Genomic DNA, 18,989 nt, shown 5'->3' with positions numbered 1-18,989 from the left:
ACTCTTGCCTCGCTATGCGTTGGCGCCTGCCGTCTCAGTGGGGTCGCATTATAGGGATATTCGAGTGGGGGTCAATGTTTAATTCACGCTTTTTTGAATAAAAACACTTTTAGTACGAAAGGTATACAAATAAAGGGGTGGAGAGCGCTTTTAGTTTAAAAAACATGCATTTTTAATCACTTTAAAAATGCTAATGATCTATGAATATAAAAGCGGAAAACAAAACATTTTATTTTCCGCTTTTAAATAGCATGGTTAATTAGCTGAAATTTCCCATACTGCAATAGAACCAGATATTTCATTACCTATTATGAGGAGTGGTTTATTAGTGGCACTTTGTTCAGCCGGTACAAACATCATCCCTTCTGGGGCAAGGTCGCCGGTTATAGCTGCTCCTTCTATTACACCTCGGTTATAAAAGTAATCTTCAAACTGCACATCATATGGGTTAGTAATATCGTAAATCATGATACCGCCCATACGCTCGAGTCCTATAAATGCAAAGGTGCGTTCACCAATTGTACCTATAGTGAGCGCTTCGGGTTCTGCGCCTTTATCGTCTGAGCGTGTATCGCCTTTATTTTCATCTTCATTGTTATTGAAGGCTTCGCCATGGACAGATGCAGTTATACGGCCTATGTCGTCGCCTGAGTCAAACACCACCAGCCCATTACTGTCCCAAATAGTAAATGAACGTGCGCCATAGGCATAAAGCGATTCGTATTGGCCATCGTTATTAGTATCACCTTTAACCGTTGTCACTTTTAAACGGCCGATGTCGTTATCGTCGTTATTTAAGTAGTCAAAGTTAGCAGCAAGTGTTAAGTCTTCAACGCGGCTTTCATCTATGTAAGCAAGGCAACCATCGTCTTCATCGAAATCTAAGCCGCCTTTGGCTATGCAGTCTGCTTCGTCTGTTGTATCAAAAAAGTATTCGCGTGCATCGCCTTCATTAGCCGACACTATAAAGTTGGCGCCTTTCCAGCTAAAGCTTGAGATTGTGTCTGGCTGGTACATTCCATATAAGCCGGGGTATGATTTAAAATTAACACCGCCGTCTTTATCTGATGCGTCTATTTGTAAGTTAGACCAGTCTTTAAATCCTAACCCTTTTAACTCAAGAGAGTTATCTTCTAGATTAACGATGGCAAGCGCGTTATTTTCTTGAATTGATACATAAGCGTATTTGTTATCTTTAGAAATGCTGACGTACTCTGGCTCTAAGTCCATAGCGACGGTTGTATTGATTAAATTACCATTTATAGTGCGCCCTGTTGGATTAGCAAATACCAATCCTAGAGCTTCAAGCTCAGCTTGCTTGTCGTTGTATGCTGTAAAGTCAATATTTGTAGCGGTGTCGGCAACTTCGCCATCAATAATATTAATAATGCTGATAGACCCCTGTGGGTCAATACTATAGTCGCCATTAGGTTCTCCCTCGTTGGCAACAACCACTTTTACTCCATCATGGCTAAAAGTAACCATATCAGGTAAAAAACCAGCGGTTACATTTTTTATAAAGATTGGTGTATCGCCGCTTATATCGTAAAAGGCAACTTGGCCCATTTCACCAACGTTTTTTGCGGCCATGGCTACAGCAAGTAATTGGTTATTTTCGTCTATTGCAATGCTGTTTGCTTCACCGGGGGTGTTGTCGTTTAAGGTAAGTGTAATTGCCGTACTTAAGTTAGTTGTATTTACAATGCCTTCGTTATCTTGCGCTAAAGCAGCTGTATCGAATGTGTCGGCAGGGATAATATTTACAACCGCTGTATCGCCCGAGCTATTAATAGCGTAAATCCATTTTTTTGATGCTTGATAAGCGACTATTTCGGCAGCACCTTCAGGACTTTGCGCATTGAGTACAGCTCTACCTACTAAACTAATGGTTAAAGCTGAGTTAGCGTTGGTGCCGTTAATTCCATTCTCACCTGCAGTTCCTTGTACACCTTGTAAACCCTGTGCGCCACTTTGACCATCATCGCCATCTAATGAGCAACCGGTCAGTATAGATAAAAGTGAAAGCGCTATTATTGATTTTTTTAACATTGTAATTTCTCTTAGTGTGGTATTACGTAAATATCAACACAGAGGTATTACAAAGTTGTGGCACTTTTAATAAAACTTTTTTACCTTAAAAAACCAGCTGATAGGCTAAAGGTAAAATAAGCAACATACCCAAAATATAACCGGCCTTTTTTATCGTTGGCGAATAGTTATTTTTAATTTTAATACCTAGCAAGGGCCTCAGAGCATCAAAGCGCATTACCACTAATGTAATAGCTGCGCACGCCCCCCAAGTACCCACTGTAATTAAAAATAACTCAACCACGGGGCAAAAATTAAAAGGCCGCAGCATAAAACACAAAATAATTAATGCACTTTGATGTAATACGTAAAAGGGAAACACCACGCTATTTAGTGTATTTAGGTAAGGTGCTTTAAAGTTTAAAAAGCGCTGCGCTAAGGTGAGCATGGCGAACACCCCAACAACTCTTTGAGTATTATATATAGTGACCCAAACATAATTTGGTAAATCTAATACACTCTGATACGCCAAAACAATGCACACATATAATAGGATAAAGCTTGTACACAATACCCAACGATATTGATTTAAACTTGCCCAAAAATAAGTATTTTTGGCTAACAGGTATCCTGTAAATAAAAATATAAAGCCGCTTACTTCGCGTATTGCATCACCTTTTAAATAATTATTAGCAAGCAACATGGCTATTACTAATAGGCCTGTGAGCATAGAAAATGATAGGTTTACTTTAACCGTGGTTAATAAAAAAGAAAAAATAGAAAGCTTTGCTACTAATGAGTATATAAAAACAATAAGCATGAACTGCCATAAAGAACGTAAATACCATAAATGATTTACATCAACATGCGGCCATACTCCAGATTGGTAATCAGCAAACATACTATGACTGGTATCTAAAAACGCTAAATAAAACTGCCAGTACGTTATATCTATAACGCCTTGTTGATGCATTTCGGCATAAAGCTGTATAGGTACAACTAACCATAACCCCACCAGCAGGGGGAGTAATATGAAAATAGAACGCTTTAAAACAAATAAGGTACGTAACTTATAGCCACTTACCTTATCAAGCATAAAACGAAGTGCTACCCCTGATATAAACCAAATTAGCAGCATTCTCCAAGGGGAAAACAGCAACATAAAATACTCTACGTGTTCAGACGTATAATTACTTTTAAAATGAAACCCCCAATTTTGGCTATACAACATACCTATGTGATAAAAAATGAGAGTCGCAAATGCAATTACTCTCAACCAATCAATAAAGTAATGGCGAGAGCGTGTAGATTGTATTGCGTTTAATTGAGTACTCATACGTTAACCAATGTGTTTTTGATATCGGTAGTTAACTTAAAATAACTCGCAAAAACTATACATAAGTGCTTATATTACAAGCAATAGTGATAAAAGGTGGTATACAGGGATAACTGTCGCCTATAAATATAAAAGCACACATAATGAACCTTCAACACTTTCAACGTTTTCAAACTTTTTATGCTGCGTTACTTCTGTTTAGCTACGTTGTAATTAACAATACGGTTAATGCGACAACTCAAATAATGGAAGCACAAAGAGACGGGACGCTGCCTTTTTTATTATGGGAGCCGTTTGTATGGGAGTATTCAAGTGCGTTTAGCACATTACTTATATTTCCGGCTGTAGTATGGCTATTAAGAAAGGTGCCTTTTGACTGGCACAATATTGCGCTTTCGCTGTGTACTTACTTTGTAGCGTCTATTATTTTCAGCGTATTCCATATTAGTGTAATGGTTGGAGGACGTAAGCTTATTTATTGGTTGAACGAACTTCACTACAACTTTGGGCTCAGCTGGTTTGAATTTTTATATGAATACCAAAAAGATGCGATAAGTTTTTTATTCTTTATCACCCTTATTAAAGTTTATCAGTATATTGTTAAACAGCTACTCGGGGAGGCTTCATCTATTGATGAAAGTGAGCAACACAATACTGATACTATTAATCGCTTATTAGTTAAAAAGCGGGGTAAAGAATTTATTATAAAAATTGACGACGTGGATTGGCTTGAATCTTCAGGCAATTATGTAAACTTACACATTGGCACGTCCATTTACCCTTTAAGAGTGACGCTCACTGAATTATGTAAGCAACTAGAAGCACAGGGCTTTTGTAGGATTCACCGAAGTCATGGCGTAAAACTCGATAAAGTAGAATGCATTACACCACTCCCCAGCGGCGACAGCGAAATAAAACTAACTACAGGTAAAGTGCTTAACCTTTCTAGGCGTTATAAAGAGCAATTTAAACTTAAGCTGCAATAAAAAAGGCTACCTAGGTAGCCTTTCAGTATTATTTTTTAACAGGGCGTTTCCAGCCGGTTAAATTACGCTGCTTTGAACGTGCTATTGCAAGCTGCTCGTTTTCAACGGTGCTAGTGATCACAGAGCCCGCTCCCACAGTTGCTGTTGCACCAATATTTACAGGGGCAACAAGTGATGAATTTGAGCCAATAAAAGCATTATCGCCAATAATGGTTTTTGCTTTATTCACCCCGTCGTAGTTACAGGTAATTGTACCTGCGCCAATATTTACTTTTTCACCAATTTCAGCATCGCCTAAGTAACTTAAGTGATTAGCTTTAGAGCCTTTGCCTAAGCGGGTTTTTTTCATCTCTACAAAGTTACCAATGTGCGAGTCTTCTTCCATTACTGCACCTGGGCGTAGGCGTGCATAAGGGCCCAGCGTACATTTAGCCGCTACGCTTGCATCTTCAATCAGGGTATTTGCTTTTATTACAACGTTATCGCCAATAGTGCAGTTTTTAAGTACGCAGTTAGGGCCAATTTGTACATTGTTACCAAGGGTTACATTGCCTTCAAAAATAACGTTGATATCAATTAATACGTCTTCGCCTGTTTTAACGTCGCCACGTACATCGATACGGGCTGGGTCGGCGAGAGTGGCACCGTTTAACATTAACTCTTCTGCCTGCCATGCTTGATAAGCTTGTTCAAGGCCTGCAAGTTGTACGCGGTTATTTGCGCCTTCAACTTCCATTGCATGATCTGGCTGTGCTGAAGTAATTTCTACGCCTTCACTGTGAGCCATAGCAACGATATCGGTAAGGTAGTATTCACCCTGCGCATTATTATTAGATAAGTTGCCTAACCATGTTTTTAAAAGCTTGCCGTTAACCGCCATAATGCCGGTGTTTACTTCACTAATAAGTAACTGCTCGGCGTTTGCATCTTTTTGCTCAACAATACCAACAAGCTTGCCATTTTCACGCAGCATACGGCCGTAGCCATTTGGGTTAACTAAGTTAACGGTTAATACCGCTAAACCATTTTTAGGTGTTGCAGCTAATAAGCGCTCAAGCGTTGATTGCTTTGTAAGAGGTACATCGCCGTACAACACAAGTACGGTGTCGTCATCATTAATGTGAGGGTTAGCTTGTGCTACTGCGTGGCCAGTGCCAAGCTGATCTGCTTGCAGTACCCAGTTTACGTTGTTATCGGCAAGTTGTTGTTGTAATAGTTCGCCGCCATGTCCGTAAACTAAATTAGTAGTGGTTGCACCAAGTGCCTTTGCGTTATCTATAACGTGCTGCACCATAGGTTTACCTGCCACTTTATGCAGTACTTTAGGTAGAGCAGAGCGCATACGAGTACCTTTACCCGCAGCAAGAATTACTGTTGTTAGAGCCATTAAAACAATTTCCTTTTTCCGTTGTTTTAGTTAATAAGTCTGTTTATACAGAAGATTGCGTAAGTCACGCCCTGTGCAAATACTCAGTAAACTAATTTGCTAGTACTGAATCTTGACTGAAAAACACACTTAATTTAATGGCGTTATTGTAGCGGGGATTGATGAAGGATATAAGTGAAAAGCTCAGTTAATAACTTCTACGACTAAAAAAGCTTAAATTTAAACACGGACCTTAGCAACAAGCACAAAAAAGCCCACATAAAGTGGGCTTTTTTATAAACCAGATAGGCTTACTTTTTACGTAATTGCTGAATAACACGTAGTTGTGCTACCGCTTCAGCTAGTTGCATTGCCGCTTGATTGTAATCAAGCTCTGACGATGCACCTTTTGCCATTTGCGCTTCAGCGTCACGTTTAGCTTGCTCTGCAGCTTGTTCGTCTAGGTCTTCACCACGAACGGCTGTGTCTGCAAGTACGGTCACTATGTTCGGTTGAACTTCTAGTGTACCGCCAGCAATATAAATGAGTTCTTCTTCACCAAATTGCTTAACTAAACGCACCATACCAGGTTTAAGGGCAGTTAGTAGTGGCGCGTGACCGGCATTAACACCAAGCTCACCTTCACTACCAGATACTTGAATCGATTCAACCAAACCAGAAAACAAGTTCTGCTCTGCGCTTACTACGTCAAGATGTACAGTCATAGCTGCCATACTACCCTCCTAATTACATGCTTTTGGCTTTTTCTTGAGCTTCTTCGATAGAGCCAACCATGTAGAACGCTTGCTCTGGAAGGTCATCAAACTCACCGTTTAAAATGCCTTTGAAGCCAGCAATTGTGTCTTTAAGTGAAACGTATTTACCTGACGCACCTGTAAATACCTCTGCCACGAAGAACGGCTGAGATAGGAAGCGTTGGATTTTACGTGCACGAGATACAAGTTGCTTATCTTCGTCAGAAAGCTCGTCCATACCTAGGATTGCGATGATGTCTTTAAGTTCTTTGTAACGCTGAAGAACCGTTTGAACGCCACGTGCTGTATCGTAGTGCTCTTGACCAATTACTAATGGGTCAAGCTGACGTGAAGATGAATCAAGTGGATCTACCGCTGGGTAAATACCAAGTGATGCGATATCACGTGAAAGTACTACTGTTGCATCTAAGTGAGCAAACGTTGTTGCTGGAGATGGATCCGTTAAATCATCCGCAGGTACGTATACCGCTTGGATTGATGTGATTGAACCCGTCTTAGTAGATGCGATACGCTCTTGAAGTACACCCATTTCTTCAGCTAGTGTAGGCTGGTAACCTACTGCTGATGGCATACGACCAAGTAGTGCAGATACTTCTGTACCCGCAAGTGTGTAACGGTAGATATTATCAACGAAGAAAAGTACATCGCGACCTTCGTCACGGAACTTTTCAGCCATAGTAAGACCTGTTAACGCTACGCGTAAACGGTTACCTGGAGGCTCGTTCATCTGACCGTATACAAGCGATACTTTATCAAGTACGTTTGAATCGTTCATTTCATGGTAGAAATCGTTACCCTCACGAGTACGCTCACCAACACCTGCGAATACTGAGTAGCCGCTGTGCTCGATTGCGATGTTACGGATAAGTTCCATCATGTTTACGGTTTTACCAACACCGGCACCACCGAATAAACCAACTTTACCACCTTTAGCAAACGGACATACAAGGTCGATTACCTTGATACCTGTTTCTAAAAGCTCAACTGAACTTGATTGCTCTTCGTATGAAGGCGCTGCACGGTGAATAGACATACGGTCTTCTTCGCCGATTGGGCCAGCTTCATCGATTGGCTCACCAAGTACGTTCATGATACGACCAAGTGTTGCTTTACCAACTGGAACTTGAATCGCTTCACCTGTGTTTGATACTGCTGCACCACGACGTAAACCGTCTGTAGTACCTAGTGCGATAGTACGTACCACACCGCCACCTAGCTGTTGTTGAACTTCTAGAGTCAAACCAGCTAAATCGCCATCTGTTACTTTTAGCGCGTCATATACGGCTGGCACGTTGTCTTGTGAAAATTCAATATCCACAACGGCACCGATAATTTGGACGACCTTACCTAAACTCATGTCTATTCCTCTCGTTAATCTTTGCCTGAAGCATTAAACTGCGGCTGAACCAGAAACAATCTCACTAATTTCTTGTGTGATTGCCGCTTGGCGGGCCTTGTTGTAAACAAGCTGTAACTCATCCATAAGGTCGCCAGCGTTATCAGTTGCAGCTTTCATTGCAACCATACGGGCAGCCTGTTCAGAGGCAGCGTTCTCAACCACACCTTGGTATACCTGAGACTCTACAAAGCGAACTAACAAAGACTCTAAAATAGCGTCTGGACTTGGTTCGTATAAGTAGTCCCATGTGTGGGCAGATACTTCTTCTTCAGCTTTTGGCAAAGGGAGTAACTGATCTATTGTTGGCTCTTGCTTCATGGTATTAACGAAGTTGTTATATACCAGGAATAAACGGTCAATTTTACCTTCAGAGAATGCATTAAGCATTACTTTTACAGGACCAATAACGTCTTGTACTGAAGGTTTATCTCCTAGGCCTGCTTTTTTAGCAAGCACTTGACCACCAAAGCGTTGAAAGAAACCAGCAGCTTTGCTGCCTAAAGTTGCAAACTCTGCGTCTACACCTTTTTCTTTCCATGCTTTTATGTCTAATGCAACTTTCTTAAACTCGTTTGAGTTTAAGCCGCCACACAGACCACGGTCAGTAGAGATAACAATATAACCAACTCGTTTTACTTCACGTTCTTCTAAGAACGGGTGAGTAAAATCAAGATTTGCTTGAGCAACACGACCAATCACTTTGCGTAATTTGTCAGCGTATGGACGGCTTGAAGCCACTCGTTCTTGCGCCTTTTTCATTTTAGACGCAGCAACCATTTCCATTGCGCTAGTGATCTTTTGAGTATTTTTAATACTCCCGATCTTGCTTTTAATCTCTTTTCCGCTGGCCATGACTCTCTCTCCGAATCAAGGTGTGCTTTAGTAAACTAAAGCGCACCATTAATAACTAAATTACCAAGTTTGCGTAGACTTGAACTTCTCTAGAAGTTCTTTAAGTTGCGCTTCGATCTCGGCGTTGTAGTTACCAGTTTCATTGATTTGAGCCACAAGCTCTGCGTATGTGCTACTTGCGTAAGAAAGTAAAGCTGCTTCGAAATCCATGATTTTAGCGATTTCGATATCTTTAAGATAACCTTTCTCAGCTGCAAATAACGACAAAGACATTTCAGCAACAGACATTGGCGCGTACTGTTTCTGCTTCATTAGCTCTGTTACACGCTCACCATGCTCAAGTTGAGCACGTGTAGCATCGTCAAGGTCAGACGCGAACTGCGAGAACGCAGCTAATTCACGGTACTGAGCTAGGGCTAGACGGATACCGCCACCTAGTTTCTTAACGATTTTAGTTTGTGCAGCACCACCAACACGCGATACCGAGATACCAGCATTTACTGCCGGACGGATACCTGAGTTGAATAAGTCAGTTTCTAAGAAGATCTGACCATCGGTGATAGAGATAACGTTAGTCGGTACGAACGCAGAAACGTCGCCGCCTTGAGTTTCAATGATTGGCAATGCCGTCAATGAACCAGTTTGTCCTTTCACTTCACCGTTAGTGAACTTTTCAACGTAATCAGCGTTTACACGCGATGCACGCTCTAAAAGACGCGAGTGAAGGTAGAATACGTCACCTGGGTATGCTTCACGACCTGGTGGACGCTTAAGTAGTAATGAGATTTGACGGTAAGCAACTGCTTGCTTAGATAAATCATCATATACGATTAATGCGTTTTCACCACGGTCACGGAAGTATTCACCCATAGTACAGCCCGAGAACGGTGCTAAGTACTGAAGTGCCGCAGACTCAGAAGCAGATGCTACAACTACGATAGTATTTGCAAGTGCACCGTGCTCTTCTAATTTACGTACTACGTTAGCAATAGTAGATGCTTTTTGACCAACCGCTACGTACACACACTTAACGCCTGTGTCTTTTTGGTTGATGATTGCATCGATTGCTAGTGCAGTTTTACCTGTTTGGCGGTCACCGATTACAAGCTCACGCTGACCACGACCAACTGGGATCATAGCATCAATAGATTTGTAACCAGTTTGAACTGGCTCATCTACAGATTGACGCTCGATTACACCTGGTGCAATTTTTTCTACAGGTTCAAACCCGTCGTTATCTAAAGCGCCTTTACCATCTATAGGAGCACCTAGTGTGTTAACAACACGACCAAGTAAGCCAGCACCAACAGGAACTTCTAAGATACGACCAGTTGTGTATACTTTTACGCCTTCAGTAAGGTCAGCGTACGGACCCATTACTACTGCACCAATTGAGTCGCGCTCAAGGTTTAGTGCGATAGCATAACGGTTGCCAGGAAGCTCAATCATCTCACCTTGCATACAGTCAGCTAGACCGTGGATGCGGATGATACCGTCAGTAACAGATACAATTGTACCTTCGTTACGAGCTTCACTTACAACTTCGAACTTCTCAATACGTTGTTTGATTAGTTCTGAAATTTCAGTGGAATTAAGTTGCATGCTCTTTTTCCCAATTACGATTGTAGTGTTGTGGCTAAGCGGTTTAATTTTCCGCGTACAGAGCCGTCGATTACAGTGTCGCCTGCCTTAATAATAAGGCCGCCAACTACTGACGCGTCTTCACTACAATTCAGCTTAACTTTGCGTGCGAAACGTTTTTCAAGTGTCGCTACCAATGACTCTTGCTGCGCTGCAGTAAGAGGGGTTGCCGAAATCACATCTACATCGATTTCTTTGTCATACTCTGCTTTAAACGCAGCGAATAACTGTGCAACCTCAGGCAGTGCAATCAAACGTCCATTTTCAGCCATCACCTTCACTAGGTTCTGACCTTGTTCGTTGAGCTGCTCTGCGCATAAGTTAATAAATAACTCAGCTTGTGCAGAAGCAGTAGGCAATCCAGCTAAAATGGCTGATGCTTGCTCATCGCTGGCAACATGGCCAGCGAAAAACAACATGTCATTCCAGCTTTCAATAGCGCCTTTTTCAACGGCAAGTTCAAAAGCCGCTTTAGCGTATGGGCGAGCGATAGTAGTCAATTCAGACATGCTCATACCCTCCTAATTACAGCTCAGCGACAAGTTTTTCAACGATGTCACTATGTGCGGCTTGATTGATTTCACGCTCTAAAATTCTCTCTGCGCCAACCACAGCCAGTGTTGCTACTTGCTTACGTAGCTCTTCTGTCACACGGTTACGCTCTGATTCAATTTCAGAGTGCCCTTGAGCAATAATTTTTTCACGCTCTTCTTGTCCACGAACGGTTTCTTCGTCAACAATTAGCACGGCACGCTTTTTAGCTTGATCAATGATATCAGCCGCTTGAGCTTTTGCATCTTTAAGCTGTTCTGCAGCTTTTTGTTGCGCAAGTTCTAAGTCTTTTTCGGCTCTATCAGAGGCAGCTAAACCATCTTCGATTTTCTTCTGGCGAGCTTCAATTGCACCGTTTAGTGGTGGCCATACGAACTTCATACAAAAAAGTACGAACACCGTAAACGCAATTAATTCACCGATAAGAGTGGCGTTTAAGTTCACAACCGCTCCTCCTTAAATAGTAAGCTGTTCAAAAAATAAAATTAAAGTACGAACAACAATACCATCGCGATACCAACACCAATCATTGCAACAGCATCGATTAGACCAGCAAGGATAAACATTTTAACTTGTAGCGATGGTGCTAGCTCAGGTTGACGCGCACATGCTTCAAGGAATTTACCGCCCATGTTACCAAAACCAACAGCTGTACCGATTGCACCAAAACCAATTAGTAGTGCAACTGCGATGTATTTTAAGCCTGTTACTAGTTCTAAAGCTTCCATTTATTTCTCCAAAGTTTCAATTGTATTAAAAGTAAAAGTAAAATTGTAAATTAGTGATTATCTGAACTTGCCATACTTAGGTATACGATTGTTAGCATCATAAATACGAATGCTTGCAATACGATTACTAAGATATGGAATACAGCCCAAACAAAGTGCAACGGTAGTTGCATTAAGCCAATCGCACCTATAAGGATGAAGATTAGTTCACCTGCATATAAGTTACCGAACAAACGCAGTGCCAGTGAAAACGGCTTAGAAACCAATGCGATAAGCTCTAGTAATAGATTGAATGGGATTAAAAGAATCTGCATAGCTGTATTGTTTGAACTAAACGGGTGAAGTGTTAGCTCTTTAATAAAACCGCCGATACCTTTAATTTTAATTGAGTAACCAATCATTAATATAAACACGCCTAGCGCTAGTGCTGCTGTTAAGTTTATATCTGTTGTTGGTACAATTTTCATGTATACGTCGTGTGAGTCCATGCCAAAAGCTTGCTCACCAACTAAACCAGCAAATGCAGGCAAGAAGTCAACTGGGATTAAATCCATTAAGTTCATTAAAAATATCCAAACGAATATCGTTAATGCTAATGGTGCTATCAGCTTGCTTTTACCATGGAAAGTGTCACGTACGTTGTCGCCAACGAACTCAACTATCATTTCAATGAAACACTGAAATTTACCTGGTACGCCCAATGTTGATTTTTTAGCGGCACTACGGAAGATCCATAAAAAGATAAGACCTAGTCCGATTGACCATGCGAGGGTATCTACATGCCATGTCCAAAAACCACTGTCCGTACATGCTTTATTGAAGGCTAGACCGGCATCGGTCGAGCACATCTTAGCATTGGTTAAGTGGTGCTGGATATGGCTAGATAGAGTAACTTCTTCTGCAGCCATGTTATATCCCAAAAGTTAATGTTTAAAAAAAACGGGTGCAAACAATCCAGTGAATAAAGCTAGTACATAGATACTAAAAAAGGGCAGTAAAACTACCGGAAAATGCTTTAGTACTAGCGCAAACAAAATGATTGTCAGCATAAACTTTAGAGCGTTACCGCGTTTTAACGCGTTATACGCTTGTTCTGCACGACTCGCGCCCATAAATCGAAAGGCGTAAAGTGCAAAAACACAGTGAGGGAGTATCGCGACTGCGCCACCAGCTAACGCTGACAGACTGGCTTCAACTCCCAAACCAATAAAAATAATTACGGCAGCAAATAATGCTACAACACCCTGAAGACAAATTAATTTAAATGCGGCAAGCCTATACGGACTTGCTAACTTATTATTCACTTTTTGTTAACCTTAATGGCATTCAAATCGTTAGGGTGTGAAAACTGGCGAAATTATACTGTATCCTGCCAGTTTTGCAACTTGAGTAGAGTGTTTGTAACACAAATTTGCTACAAATGTCTCTTTTTAGACATGTAATAGATCAATGGTGGGTATTGTCGTGATTAATACGATTCAAAATGCCGTCAAGCTCGTCTAAATTAGTATATGAAATAACCAATTTACCTTTGCCTTTTTTGTTGTAATTTATCTCTACTTTAGCACCTAGGTTTTCTGCTAATTGTTGTTCTAACTGTTTAACATCTGGGTCTTTTTGGTGTTCTTGCTTGGCGGGTGCTGGCTCTAAAATTGCGCGCACTAATTTTTCAGTCTCTCTTACAGTAAGTGCCTTTGCAACAGCCGTTCGTGCAGCGTCAGACTGTGCTTCACCTTCAAGTGCAAGTAAACAGCGCGCATGACCCATTTCTATGTCACCATGTTCTAACAGAATTTTTACATCGTTGTTTAAATTATTTAAACGTAATAAGTTTGTTACGGTCGTTCTTGATTTCCCAACCGCATCAGCCACTTGTTGATGTGTTAATTCAAACTCATTTAATAAACGATTTAGTGCAACCGCCTCTTCCATTGCATTTAAATCTTCACGCTGAATATTTTCAATCAGGGCAATAGCAACGGCGGCCTCATCGGGTACATCTTTAATGATACACGGAACAGTGTCGAGCTTAGCTATTTGCGCTGCGCGCCAACGACGCTCACCGGCAATAATTTCATAACTGTTATGAGCAATAGGGCGTACTACAATGGGTTGTATAATACCTTGTGATCGAATTGAACTGGCAAGTTCTTCGAGTGCCTCTTCAGACATGTCTTTACGAGGTTGGTACTTGCCTGAATGCAAAAACTCAATAGGCAATGTTTGTAATGGGTTATCTGTAGCACTTACTGTACTTTGAACAACCTCTGTTACGTTTTGTGTGTCTTGTTCCTTGCTGGTGCTGGGTGCAGGCTTAGACGAACTTAAAAGTGCATCGAGTCCTCGGCCTAAACCTCGTTTTTTAGCAGACATGTTATTTTTTACCTCAAAGTTAGGCGACAACGGACGCTGTTTTTTCTTTTCTGCGCAGCATTTCACCGGCAAGTGCTAAATACGCTTTTGCGCCACTTGATGCTCTGTCGTAATACATAGCAGGAGCGCCAAAACTTGGCGCCTCGGCTAGACGAACATTGCGCGGGATCACAGTGCGATACACTTTATCACCAAAATGTTGTTTTAATTGTTCTGAAACGTCGTTTGCTAGGCGGTTACGCGGATCGTACATAGTGCGCAATATGCCTTCAATTTTTAATTCGGGGTTAACCAATTTAGCCAACTGCGTGATGGTATCCATTAATGCAGTTAAGCCTTCAAGTGCATAATACTCACACTGCATTGGCACTAAAATGGAATCGGCAGCGGCCATAGCATTAACAGTGAGCATATTTAATGAAGGCGGGCAGTCTATGAATATAAACTCGTATTGGTCCTGAATTTTTTCAAGTGCATTACGAAGGCGTACTTCACGGGCAAATAATTCCATTAGTTTAACTTCAGCAGCGGTGACGTCTCCGTTTGCTGCAATCATATGGTATTCGCCAGACGTTTCTTTAATGATCACGTCTTCAATGGGCTTATCTTCAATAAGTAGGTCGTAAATAGTAGGCACATCGCCATACTTATCTACACCACTGCCCATAGTGGCATTACCTTGCGGGTCGAGATCAATTAACAGCACTTTACGCTTCGTTGCGGCCATAGACGCAGCGAGATTAACAGCGGTCGTAGTTTTACCTACACCCCCTTTTTGATTTGCCAATGCGATGACTTTTGCCACAGTGTCTCTGATCCCTAGTCTTTAGAAAGAATAATTAAATGTCGTTGTGCATCTAACTCAGGTACTTCTAATGCAATTTTTTTCTCAAACTTTACGCCAACCGGTAGTGACTCTAACTCTTCGCTAGGGTAAACGCCTTTAAGCGCAATAAATTGACCCGAATGATCAATTAAGTGCGAGCACCAGTCAACCATATCTTGTAATGAAGCAAATGCACGACTGAGTACGCCATCTAATTTAACACTTGGTTGATATTCTTCAACTCTTGACTGCACCGGGGTAACATTATCAAGCCCAAGTTCATGCTTAACGTGCATTAAAAAGCGTACACGTTTACCTAAACTGTCGAGTAAAACAAATTGGGTAGTAGGAAGTGCAATGGCTAATACAATGCCTGGAAGGCCTGGGCCTGTACCCACATCAATATAATGATGACCGGGTAAATGAGGTGCAACAACAAGGCTGTCCATAATATGTTTTACCATCATTTCTTGAGGCAAACGTACTGAGGTTAAGTTATACGCCTTGTTCCACTTATCCAGTAGCTCAACGTAGCGAACAAGCTGTTGTTGTTGTTTTTCTGTTAGCGCAATATCAGTTTGCGCTAACAATGTAGTTAATTGTTGTTGTAACACTAGGTGCCCTTACCATTACGCAGATTTGCGTAATAAGCCTTGCTTCTTCAGATACACTAATAATAACGAAATAGCCGCGGGTGTGATACCAGAAATACGCGAGGCTTGACCAATAGTGTCTGGACGAGACTCTTCTAGTTTTGCCACCACCTCATTTGATAAACCAGACACGGTTTTATAATCAAACTCTTTTGGTAAGATTGTTTCTTCATGACGAAGCTGTTTGTTGATCTCATCTTGCTGACGCGCAATGTAACCTGCGTATTTAGTATGGATCTCAACTTGCTCTAAAGCCGCCTTATTTGTAAATTCAGATCCTAAGCCTTCAATAGCCATTAGATCATCATAACGGATCTCAGGACGACGCAATAATTCTTCTAAACTTGCCTCACGCGTTAATGGCGCTTTTAATAATGCGTTTACCTGATCAACAACATTATGATCTTTATGAATCCACGTGTCCTTTATGCGTTGTTTTTCTTTCTCGATCACTTCCATTTTTTCGTTAAATGCTTGCCAACGCTCGTCATTAACTAAACCTAGCTCACGGCCCTTTTCGGTTAGACGAATATCGGCATTATCTTCACGCAATAGTAAACGGTATTCGGCACGGCTAGTAAACATACGGTACGGTTCTTTTGTACCAAGCGTTGCTAAGTCGTCAATTAATACACCAACGTATGCTTCGTCACGACGTGGCGTCCACGAATCTTTACCTTGCACTTTAAGCGCTGCGTTCATACCAGCAATTAAGCCTTGCGCTCCGGCTTCTTCATAGCCTGTAGTTCCGTTTATTTGGCCTGCAAAGAATAAACCTTCAATAAATTTAGTTTCTAATGATTGTTTTAAATCACGTGGATCAAAGTAATCGTATTCAATTGCGTAACCAGGTCGGCAAATATGTGCATTTTCAAAACCAGTAATCGATTGCACTATTTCCAATTGCACATCAAATGGTAGGCTTGTTGAAATGCCATTAGGGTAAAGCTCGTAAGATGTTAAACCTTCTGGCTCTACAAATATTTGGTGTTTGTCTTTATCAGCAAAGCGGACAATTTTATCTTCAATAGATGGACAATAACGCGGGCCAATCCCTTCTATAACACCCGAGTACATAGGTGAACGATGCAAATTTTTGCGTATAACATCGTGTGTTTTTTCATTTGTGTAAGTGATGTAACACGGTATTTGTTGCGGGTGATCACTTTGTTTACCTAAAAATGAAAACACTGGTGTAGGCGTATCACCTGGTTGTTCTTGCATTTTGCTAAAATCAACCGTACGGGCATCAATGCGTGGTGGAGTTCCTGTTTTTAGACGATCTACTCTAAATGGTTGTTCGCGAAGACGCTGTGCTAAAGCAATTGATGGCGGATCGCCTGCACGTCCACCTTTGTAATTTTCTAAACCTATGTGTATTTGGCCACCTAAAAAGGTACCTACAGTAAGTACTACACTGGGTGCGCTAAAACGTAACCCCATTTGAGTTACTACGCCAGTAACACGATCGTTTTCAACAATTAGATCGTCACACGATTGCTGAAATATTTTTAAGTTTTCTTGATTTTGTAATGTTGTTTGAATAGCCGCTTTGTACAAAGCGCGATCGGCTTGTGCTCGAGTTGCACGAACAGCCGGTCCTTTTGAAGAATTTAAAGTACGAAATTGGATCCCGCCTTTATCAATAGCTTGTGCCATTGCACCACCAAGGGCATCTATTTCTTTTACCAAGTGACCTTTGCCTATCCCACCAATTGCTGGGTTACAAGACATTTGACCAAGGGTATCCATATTGTGAGTCAGTAGCAGGGTATTCATCCCCATACGGGCAGCTGCCAATGCGGCTTCAGTGCCTGCATGTCCACCACCTACTACGATAACGTCAAAATTTTCATGAAAAATCATTAATGGGATCCTACTTAAATCAAACCGGTAAACTTCAAAAGGGAGCGTATTCTACCTAGAAATGAGCAGAAGATAAATGATTAAACTGTGCTCAGATCTAAGTAAGTGATCTCTAATAATATAAAGGATCTTTTAAAGAGATCTTTTAATACTATTACTACTACTGATCGGGTTTTCTGTTGATAAGCTTTAGATCTTGTTTAAAAACATTAAATTAGATCAGATCTAAAGGTGTTAATATGATCGGATCATCCCACAAATAAGCACTGATCAAAAAGCCACTTTATACACAGGGGGTGATTAGTTAGATCTTATCCCATGGATAAGCATGCTCTAAAATGCAGTTTATTCAATCTTTATCCACATTATTAATTAAATTATTAGTAAATTGTGGGTAACTTTTATATGGAATTTAACTTGATCTCTTTATTTTAATCCTGTTTGAGACACCCAAGCATCTAACCAAGCTAGTGCTGTGTCTTCAGGGAGTGATTCGTCTAATATATTTAACTCTAAGCGTTCTGCTACTTTTATAGCGCCTTTTTCGAGCAGTAGTGCTTCTATATTGCGCCCTGCTAAGTTATACGTGTCGTAGCTGGTATCGCCTAGTGCTATAACCGAAAACTTTAAATGTTTTAAATCAGTTGTTTGAGCTACTTGTTCTACAAAACTTAAAAGGTTATCTGGATAATCACCTGCACCATAAGTAGATGTACATACTAGCCATACTGTATTGTGTTGATCTATTTCATTAAACTCAGGCTGATCATGTAGTTGAGCTTCAATACCTTGGTTATTAAGCTCATCGCTTAATTGCTCTGCAACATACTCGGCCGATCCCATTTGGCTGCCAACAATAATATTTACTGAACTCATGATTAGTTATGATCGCATTAGTTTTAATTGCTGCCTATGATAGCCGAGTGAAAACAGCAGTAAAGAGAAGAGTGTTAGTTTGGATAACTATTTTTAGGTTGATTTTTAGATCATTGTTTAAAATTATTTTAAGTTATTGATTTATATGGCTGTAACATAAAATATTTAAATGTAATCTTCTGATCAAGCTGTTAATAAGATTGGGGGAAGTTCTGTTTAACTCTATATCCTATTAGCCTGAAATTTTGTAAGTTATTGATTTTAATTATTTGTAAGTGCAAAAGTGATGAATATTTAATATAAAAATGAAGTTGATCATAATGTGGATATAAAGGGTGTTTATAACTGATTATTAAGATCTAAAACAATTTTAAAAAGTGATCAATTAAATATGATCTTACTAAATAAATACCAAATTAAATTTCATTATGGCTGTTTTTTACTAAAAATAGAGTTAATAACGTGTTTTTCAGTTAAAAATTTTTAGGGTTTTGTTCAAAAAGTAGGAATTGTGGATAACTGATCTGACTAAATTTAAAATTTTTGTAATATTGGTACATGTTTTTATATGTTTTAGCTGGTGGATAGCCCGATCAATACACACTTGTGATCGCTTTATTTTTTGATATATAGCCAAATATGGCTGCAATTTAGCTAACAAAATACTAAAAACAGTGATTTTAGTTTGTTTTAAGGTTAATTATATTGGCTTAACTTATTCGTATGTGGGG

General features: G+C 40.5%; 18 protein-coding genes. 1 reads left to right on the top strand and 17 read right to left on the bottom strand.

Going from position 1 to position 18,989, the window contains the following annotated elements:
- Nucleotides 1-255: 255 nt before the first annotated feature.
- Nucleotides 256-2,049 (bottom strand): choice-of-anchor I family protein, encoded by a 1,794-nt coding sequence (locus tag KZZ04_RS16970; protein ID WP_219423393.1) that lies wholly within the window; start codon nucleotides 2,047-2,049, stop codon nucleotides 256-258.
- Nucleotides 2,050-2,134: 85 nt separating this feature from the next.
- Nucleotides 2,135-3,364 (bottom strand): acyltransferase family protein, encoded by a 1,230-nt coding sequence (locus tag KZZ04_RS16965; protein ID WP_219423391.1) that lies wholly within the window; start codon nucleotides 3,362-3,364, stop codon nucleotides 2,135-2,137.
- A gap of 143 nt (nucleotides 3,365-3,507) precedes the next feature.
- Here KZZ04_RS16965 and KZZ04_RS16960 point away from each other — a divergent pair, with 143 nt between their 5' ends.
- On the top strand, nucleotides 3,508-4,350 hold the full coding sequence (locus tag KZZ04_RS16960) for a LytTR family DNA-binding domain-containing protein (protein WP_219423389.1): 843 nt from the start codon (nucleotides 3,508-3,510) through the stop codon (nucleotides 4,348-4,350).
- A gap of 28 nt (nucleotides 4,351-4,378) precedes the next feature.
- On the opposite strand, the gene glmU is transcribed toward KZZ04_RS16960, so the two are convergent.
- The 15 genes from glmU to mioC form a co-directional block, all read right to left on the bottom strand.
- The gene (gene glmU, locus KZZ04_RS16955; RefSeq protein WP_219423387.1) at nucleotides 4,379-5,737 is read right to left on the bottom strand and encodes a bifunctional UDP-N-acetylglucosamine diphosphorylase/glucosamine-1-phosphate N-acetyltransferase GlmU; all 1,359 of its coding nucleotides are present in this window, start codon (nucleotides 5,735-5,737) and stop codon (nucleotides 4,379-4,381) included.
- A 290-nt stretch (nucleotides 5,738-6,027) separates the two neighbouring features.
- Complete coding sequence (locus KZZ04_RS16950) at nucleotides 6,028-6,450, bottom strand: F0F1 ATP synthase subunit epsilon (RefSeq protein WP_006793948.1); 423 nt, start codon at nucleotides 6,448-6,450, stop codon at nucleotides 6,028-6,030.
- A gap of 13 nt (nucleotides 6,451-6,463) precedes the next feature.
- Entirely contained in the window at nucleotides 6,464-7,849 is a 1,386-nt protein-coding gene (gene atpD / locus KZZ04_RS16945) for a F0F1 ATP synthase subunit beta (RefSeq protein ID WP_006793949.1), read from the bottom strand.
- Nucleotides 7,850-7,882: 33 nt separating this feature from the next.
- The gene (gene atpG, locus KZZ04_RS16940) at nucleotides 7,883-8,743 is read right to left on the bottom strand and encodes a F0F1 ATP synthase subunit gamma (RefSeq protein WP_058405162.1); all 861 of its coding nucleotides are present in this window, start codon (nucleotides 8,741-8,743) and stop codon (nucleotides 7,883-7,885) included.
- Nucleotides 8,744-8,803: 60 nt separating this feature from the next.
- Nucleotides 8,804-10,345, bottom strand: a complete 1,542-nt coding sequence (atpA, locus tag KZZ04_RS16935; protein WP_006793951.1) for a F0F1 ATP synthase subunit alpha — start codon at nucleotides 10,343-10,345, stop codon at nucleotides 8,804-8,806.
- 14 nt (nucleotides 10,346-10,359) lie between these two features.
- Entirely contained in the window at nucleotides 10,360-10,893 is a 534-nt protein-coding gene (gene atpH, locus KZZ04_RS16930) for a F0F1 ATP synthase subunit delta (protein WP_006793952.1), read from the bottom strand.
- A gap of 16 nt (nucleotides 10,894-10,909) precedes the next feature.
- Nucleotides 10,910-11,380 (bottom strand): F0F1 ATP synthase subunit B, encoded by a 471-nt coding sequence (atpF, locus tag KZZ04_RS16925; protein ID WP_006793953.1) that lies wholly within the window; start codon nucleotides 11,378-11,380, stop codon nucleotides 10,910-10,912.
- A 41-nt stretch (nucleotides 11,381-11,421) separates the two neighbouring features.
- Nucleotides 11,422-11,664 carry a F0F1 ATP synthase subunit C gene (gene atpE / locus KZZ04_RS16920; RefSeq protein WP_006793954.1) on the bottom strand — a complete coding sequence of 81 codons (243 nt, stop codon included), beginning with the start codon at nucleotides 11,662-11,664 and terminating at the stop codon, nucleotides 11,422-11,424.
- 50 nt (nucleotides 11,665-11,714) lie between these two features.
- A complete protein-coding gene (gene atpB, locus KZZ04_RS16915; RefSeq protein ID WP_006793955.1) occupies nucleotides 11,715-12,572 on the bottom strand; it encodes a F0F1 ATP synthase subunit A in 858 nt (285 codons plus the stop codon).
- 15 nt (nucleotides 12,573-12,587) lie between these two features.
- On the bottom strand, nucleotides 12,588-12,968 hold the full coding sequence (locus tag KZZ04_RS16910) for an ATP synthase subunit I (RefSeq protein ID WP_006793956.1): 381 nt from the start codon (nucleotides 12,966-12,968) through the stop codon (nucleotides 12,588-12,590).
- Nucleotides 12,969-13,110: 142 nt separating this feature from the next.
- Complete coding sequence (locus tag KZZ04_RS16905) at nucleotides 13,111-14,037, bottom strand: ParB/RepB/Spo0J family partition protein (RefSeq protein WP_219423386.1); 927 nt, start codon at nucleotides 14,035-14,037, stop codon at nucleotides 13,111-13,113.
- A 19-nt stretch (nucleotides 14,038-14,056) separates the two neighbouring features.
- Nucleotides 14,057-14,842 (bottom strand): ParA family protein, encoded by a 786-nt coding sequence (locus tag KZZ04_RS16900; RefSeq protein WP_006793958.1) that lies wholly within the window; start codon nucleotides 14,840-14,842, stop codon nucleotides 14,057-14,059.
- Between the two features lie 14 nt (nucleotides 14,843-14,856).
- Nucleotides 14,857-15,477, bottom strand: coding sequence for a 16S rRNA (guanine(527)-N(7))-methyltransferase RsmG (gene rsmG, locus KZZ04_RS16895; RefSeq protein WP_219423384.1), 621 nt, complete (start codon nucleotides 15,475-15,477; stop codon nucleotides 14,857-14,859).
- Between the two features lie 15 nt (nucleotides 15,478-15,492).
- Entirely contained in the window at nucleotides 15,493-17,382 is a 1,890-nt protein-coding gene (gene mnmG, locus KZZ04_RS16890; RefSeq protein WP_058405167.1) for a tRNA uridine-5-carboxymethylaminomethyl(34) synthesis enzyme MnmG, read from the bottom strand.
- A 426-nt stretch (nucleotides 17,383-17,808) separates the two neighbouring features.
- Nucleotides 17,809-18,258: an FMN-binding protein MioC gene (gene mioC / locus KZZ04_RS16885; protein WP_058405168.1), complete on the bottom strand. Its 450-nt coding sequence runs from the start codon at nucleotides 18,256-18,258 to the stop codon at nucleotides 17,809-17,811.
- Between the last annotated feature and the right edge of the window lie 731 nt (nucleotides 18,259-18,989).

This window comes from Pseudoalteromonas sp. CR1 (genome assembly GCF_019392235.1).
Classification (GTDB): domain Bacteria; phylum Pseudomonadota; class Gammaproteobacteria; order Enterobacterales; family Alteromonadaceae; genus Pseudoalteromonas.
This window is presented reverse-complemented; position numbering and strand designations above follow the sequence as displayed.